At 54.7% G+C, this 6,257-nt stretch carries 4 protein-coding genes; 1 reads left to right on the forward strand and 3 read right to left on the reverse strand.

All coding sequences use genetic code 11. The annotated features are described in order from the left end of the window. Positions 1 to 13 precede the first annotated feature (13 nt). Positions 14 to 343 (reverse strand): hypothetical protein, encoded by a 330-nt coding sequence (locus Q6D67_RS20320; RefSeq protein WP_304707536.1) that lies wholly within the window; start codon positions 341 to 343, stop codon positions 14 to 16. Positions 344 to 794: 451 nt separating this feature from the next. Next, entirely contained in the window at positions 795 to 1,802 is a 1,008-nt protein-coding gene (locus Q6D67_RS20325) for a GGDEF domain-containing protein (protein WP_370552006.1), read from the reverse strand. 862 nt (positions 1,803 to 2,664) lie between these two features. Between Q6D67_RS20325 and Q6D67_RS20330 the strand changes: the two genes are divergently transcribed. After that, positions 2,665 to 5,619, forward strand: a complete 2,955-nt coding sequence (locus tag Q6D67_RS20330; protein WP_304707540.1) for an EAL domain-containing protein — start codon at positions 2,665 to 2,667, stop codon at positions 5,617 to 5,619. Positions 5,620 to 5,622: 3 nt separating this feature from the next. Here the strand turns inward: Q6D67_RS20330 and Q6D67_RS20335 are convergent, their stop codons facing one another. Continuing rightward, on the reverse strand, positions 5,623 to 6,186 hold the full coding sequence (locus Q6D67_RS20335; protein ID WP_304707542.1) for a TIGR03747 family integrating conjugative element membrane protein: 564 nt from the start codon (positions 6,184 to 6,186) through the stop codon (positions 5,623 to 5,625). Positions 6,187 to 6,257: the final 71 nt, after the last annotated feature.

Genomic DNA, 6,257 nt, shown 5'->3' on the forward strand with positions numbered 1-6,257 from the left:
AGTACATTCCCCCTCAAGGAGCCCACGCGACCAACGCAGTCATCGCCACGAGGAAAATACCAGCACCGATGCTCCAGAGCAGCAATAAGTTGGCAAGGCTCCAGGGCCTGGTGCGCCGCAAGATGATACCAAGGAGCACCAGCACCATCCCCAGCAGAGTTGCCCCTGCCACCGTGCGAAAGACTCCACCTAAAAAGAGCTGACTCCAAGCCTGAGGCAACGAGAGACCAGGCGTGATAATGCGCCAACCAAGTAACTCAATGAAGACCGAAATGCCGACCATCACGCACATCACTGCAAGAGCGATAAACGTTTCCCTTTGACTTGGAAGATGGGTCTTCATATTCGATCGCATGGATGCCGACTTTTCCTTTGCAGCCGCATGTAGTTATTGTCAATATCCTAGCGCGGTGCGCCGGCCGGTCAAAGCCCCTTCTCACCTTAATGCGTGTTGATGCATCATGCAGGTCAGAACTTAAAATGATCCTGCTGGTATCGACTGGTATTGCCTTGAACAACTTCTGCCTGCTGGCCACACTTTGGTGTTTCGATGCGATCCAAGTGCTTCCGAGGTCTAATGATCAAACGATTACTTTGGGATGAATTGAGCCCAACCATCCGTACCTTTCGGGATAAGGATAGCATTGGGGTCTTCTCGGTCGTGCTCGATCTCGATGATGCGGAAATGATCCTCGACAGTATCGAGTTTCGTGACCGTCCGGCAAACACATCTTGTCGAGCCGGGCTTACCCATGCACGGCCGGCACAGACCCGTCAGTTGGTAATTCGCGATCCTAAGGTGCCCCTTTTAATGTACTGTTTTTCATCTTTTCGGCACGTTTAGCGGTATACATGTCTTGATCGGCTTGTTGGATCACCTCTTCTGGCGACAGCTCATAGTTTGGATCGATCTGAATATAACCAACACTCAATGACAGTTCTTCCTCAAGCTTATAAAGTTCACTGGCTATTCGGCGTGCATATATGTCCTTTGCCTGAGATGCCGTACAGTTGGTGAAAATAATACAAAACTCGTCGCCACCATGACGAAAAGCGTGATCTTCCAGCCTCGTTCCACTCCTGATAGCTTTTGCCACATTAACCAGGATCTGGTCTCCGCGATTATGGCCCTGAGCGTCATTAATTAACTTGAACCCATCGATGTCGATATAAACGAAGGTCACCGGCTCAAAACGACGCTTGGCTCTATATAAGACGTGATTGAGTGTTTCGATCAGAGTACGTCTATTCAATAAGCCTGTTAACGGATCTCGCGTTGCCATCTCGTGTAGTCGGATGACCATTGTTTCACGCCTAGATTCATACACATGAGCCATTGCCCAAATCGCCAATGCGCAGAGCCCAAAGTTGCCCAATACAATCCAATGCACATCCATATCCTGTTGCCAGACTCTCCTTCCAAGAGCGCCTAACCCTAGAAAAACACTGACTGCAGCAAGAACAATACCTAACCTGCGCCCCAACAACAGGTAAGATAATACTGGAAAAATCAGAATCCATGCGTACAAGCCCCCCCGGAATTTGGAAGTCAAGATACCAATCAATACAATGCTTAAAAAAGTAGTGAGGTAAACGAGGCTCCATCGCTGCACATTCGGGGTAGTTTTAGAGATGCTCAATATCCCTCCCCAGAAGCATGCTATAGCGAACTCCAGCAGAGCAAAGAGCTTCAAACCGACCATCCAGTTAAAAACAGAAAAGAAGATTGCAGACACTATGGTAATCACGAGCAATACACGCAATATTGACCTACGGTCCTCTACGTCAGCAGGTAAGCTCAATCTCTATTCCTTAGCTTGATTTAGCGGTCTCACGCATAGTAACAGACGAATAGAACATGCACATTAGCTGTGCTATCAAGCTCATGATGTCTACCGCCAGCCGGTAGAGCCGCAATCCCAGTCAAATGTTGTTTTTCCACATTAATCCGCTGTGCTAGTTGAATATAAATCTACTTTGTTATCGTCAACGTCCCTGGTTCAGGGAGATTTCTAGCCTATTCTTTTGCCGTCAACTGCGATACAAACATCGTCAGTATACGAAGCGTATCTTAGTCCCAGGTGAAGTATTTCCGAAAGGCATGGTCGAGCGAAAACAGTGCCAGCACACTTAGCTGCATTGCAACAATGATGGCTTGGCCAGCGTTACAAAATGGACGGCTCAGGACGTCATGTGCGACGCTGACTACAAGTACATAGGGGCGCTAAAAACTCACCCCTCAATGTGTAAGTAATAGGAAACGAGAAAAAAATCTGTCCGCTCCGAATGGAGACCTGCCGGTGACGCGCAGTAACAAAACCCATGCGTCGCGCACGGATCCCGAGGCCAATCAGACGCATCGTTGATAGGTATATAGATAGGTATAGTGCTTGTGTTTTTCCGTAACTTATTATTTTTAAAATGTATTTAATGGCGGTGAGGATTGGGACTGCCATGCGACATATTCGATGTGGTTCAGTCATCTCCGCCACACTTCCGGTGGCGGGCATCAAGAACTAACTTAAACGCGGTTAAAAACAAAGCCGCAGACCAACCTGTTGATTCAGAAAAAAGGATGCGATACTTCCGCGCACCAATAATTGGCTGCTTGTCTTGAATTTTCTTCAGGACTGGGGTGCGCCATGTAACAAGAAGGGGAAACCCATGAGCGCTATTGTGCCCTCCTCACTGTGGGGTCGGCTGTTGTTGTTGCTGTGCATAATCATCGTCCTGTTCTGCAGTTTGTTGGCTCACAGCGTCTTCGATCTGCGAGCCAGGGAAGCAGTCCGTACCCAGCAAAACGCGCTGACACTGGCCCGGCTGACCCGCGACGCCCAGCTGCGCTATATCGAGGAAGCACGCAATTTTTTGCCCCTGGTGGCGCAGTTGCAGCAGAAAACCCTGGCAACCGGGGGCAGCAGCTGTGACCGGGTGCTCGGGGAACTTCTCCAGCGTTATCCCCACTACGCGAACCTTGGCATCATCGACGCGGATGGTTCGGTACGCTGCAGCGCGTTGCCCTTGCCGACCAGTACCAACCTCGCTGACCGCAGCTATTTTCGGCGCGCACTGGAGACAGAAGACTTCGCGGTCGGCGATTATCAGGTCGGCCGCATTACCGAAGTGAGCAGCATCAATGTCGCCCTTCCGCTCCACGATATTCAGCATCGGGTAGACGGTGTGTTGTTCGCGGCACTGGATCTCACCCGGCTGAGCGAGAACATGGCGGACATCAATTTACCCGCCGACACCACCATTACCCTGATCGGAGCCAGTGGCACGGTGCTGGCGCGCTACCCCGCGGACGAAGACCTGGTTGGTCAGTCGGCATTGCAGTGGCCCGTCCATCAGCATATCGTGGCGGCCGGGCGCGAGGGAACGGCTGAAACCACGGATCATTTCAAGGTTGATCGCCTGTATGCTTTTACACCCATCAGTGCCTTCAATTCGGACGAGGCCTATATCAGTGTCGGCATTCCCACCCGCACCGCCTATGCCGATCTCAACCAGCTATACCACAGGGAGGTGTGGTTGATCCTGGTCGTTGTGGTCCTGGCGAGCATCATTGCCTGGCTGGGCAGCGACCGCTGGCTGTTGCAACCGCTCGCCGCGCTCGGACGTGCCAGTGAGGCGCTCAAGTCGGGCAACCTGGGTGCACGCACCGGACTGACCCCTGACACCCGAGAGATGGCACAGTTGGCCGCGACCTTCGACGCCATGGCAGATTCGCTGCAAACCCGGTACGAGACCATTCTCGCACAGGACTCCGAATTGGTGCGCAGCCACCGGGCGCTAAAGACCCTCAGTGGCGGCAACCGGGCACTGATACGCGCCCGCGATGAACAGGCACTGCTGGATGAGATGTGCCGGGTAGCGGTCGAGGTGGGTGGCTATGCCATCGCCTGGGTCGCCTACGCCGAACACGATGCCGACCGGTCCGTTGTACCCGTTGCACGGCGGGGTGTCGACCTGGCTTTTCTCCAGGAGCTGAAGATTTCGTGGGCAGATTCCGATGCCGGTCAGGGGCCCACCGGCACCGCGATTCGCCGCGGCCAACCCTATGTGGGCAGGGATTTGCAGTCCAATCCCAAGTATCGCCTGTGGCACGACCGCAATCGCCAGCAGGGCCTCCACAGCTCGATTTCACTGCCGCTGCAGAGCAATGGTACCCCGCTGGGTGCCTTTACCATCTACTCCAGCGATCCAGATGCCTTCGACACAGAAGAGCAGGCGATTCTGCAGGAGATGGCAGAGGACATGGCCTACGGCATCAAGACCCTGCGCCTGCGCCAGCAGCATGAGGCCGCGCAGGAGCATATCCATAAATTGGCCCTCTACGACACCCTCACCGGCCTGCCCAACCATATCCAGTTTCAAGACCTGCTGGCAGCCAACATCCAGGCCAGGGACAAAGATAAAAGTACGTTTGCCCTGCTGATCATCGGTCTCGATCGGTTCCGTGATATCAACACCACCCTTGGCTTCGAGGCTGGTGACCGGGTATTGAGTGACACCGGTCTGCGCATTCAGGGCGCACTCGTCGAGGGCGAGTTGCTCGCCCGTCTGCGAGGCGACGAGTTCGCCCTGTTGCTGCCAGGAGCGACTGCTGACACGGCTGCGGCCAGGGCGGAAACACTTCGCCAGACTTTGTCGGAACTCTACAACCTCGACGGTTTTACCCTCGCCGTCAACGCCAGTATCGGTATCGTACTGTTCCCCGAACACGCCACGACCACCCAGCGGCTGATTCAACAAGCGGATGTCGCGCTGCAGCAGGCCAAGCAGTCGGGTTTGGGGCAGGCCGTCTACTCCGCCGAGTATGACGAACAGAAATCCTACCACCTGGCGCTGGCCGGCAAGCTGCACCGCGCCCTGGAGAAGGGCGAATTGACGCTCTACTACCAACCCAAGATCTCCATGGCCTCCGGACAGATTGTTGGTTTTGAAGCATTGGCCCGATGGTTTCATCCCAGGGACGGAATGATCCGCCCGGACATATTCATCGGTGTGGCGGAGAGCACCGGCATGATCCGCGCGGTGAGCAGCTGGGTCCTTACGTCCGTATTGCAGCAGCTGGCACAATGGCGTGAAAACGGCCTGCGCTTGCCGGTGGCCATTAACCTCTCCCCCCGCAACCTGCAGGACGCCGGGCTGCTGGAGAGCCTGGAGCGTTTCTGTACCCACTGGCAGCTTGAGCGCGGGATGCTGGAGGTGGAAGTGACCGAAAATGCCATAGCGGAGAATGCCGAGCAGGCCAGGGCAAGCCTGCTGCAACTGCGTGCCCTCGGGATTCCCGTGTTCATCGATGACTTTGGTACGGGCTACTCGTCCCTATCGACCCTGAGAACGCTCCCGTTCTCTTCCGTCAAGATCGACAAAAGTTTTGTTCTTGAAATGCTGGAGGACAGGGACGCGGCGACTATTGTGCGCTCCACCATCAAACTGGCGCACGACATGGATCTTACGGTCATCGCCGAAGGTGTTGAGAACGAGGCCATGTGGAATGAACTGAAAGATCTCGGCTGTGATGCCGGGCAGGGTTTCTATATGGGAAAACCCATGCCTGAGAATGAAGTCACAAAGTGGCTGGCCACCTCGAACTGGGGAATACCGCAGTAGCTCTCAGTTGGACTCGACTTTGCTACCGGGTCCACCCATGCGCAGCCCATGGCCAGCCATTATGCAGTGATAATTGCATCGGCTACACGAAGCTTTTATTAACAGGTATTTCTTGAAGGAGTTCGCGGTGATGGCGATGCAGAGAGCAAACAGTGTGGCAAAGGGCAGGATGACCCAGCTCGGGTGAAGACTGAATGGCAAGGCCAGATAGACCACCCAGGCCCTGACCAGTAGTGGCAGCGCTGAGCGCTTGGACCAGTGGTAGACAGAGGATCTTTCACGGCCTCCCCCCCAACGGCGCAGGTCGCGGCGAACGAGTCCGTCGACCAGTGCCACGGTTCCAAACAGCAGGAACACCGGTGTGGCCAGCATTAGGATGGCCACGCGGAGGGCGAAGACCTGGGTGATCTGCAGGGCCGCAAGAATGAACTCGCCAATCGGCTGATACAGCCGGTGCAGCCGCACCCGAAGGCCGCTCTCTTCTGCATGAGGGGGCCTCGCCAGCCAATCGATGATATCCACCAACCGGGTCATTTCAAACAACACGCGATACGCTCTGTCCGCCATCGGTGTCTGTCAACATAGTTGCCCGGTCATTCATGCAAAATGTTTCGCGGCTATTTCATGATCCGCAGCTC

It is taken from the genome of Haliea sp. E1-2-M8 (assembly GCF_030649675.1).
Lineage (GTDB): Bacteria > Pseudomonadota > Gammaproteobacteria > Pseudomonadales > Halieaceae > Haliea.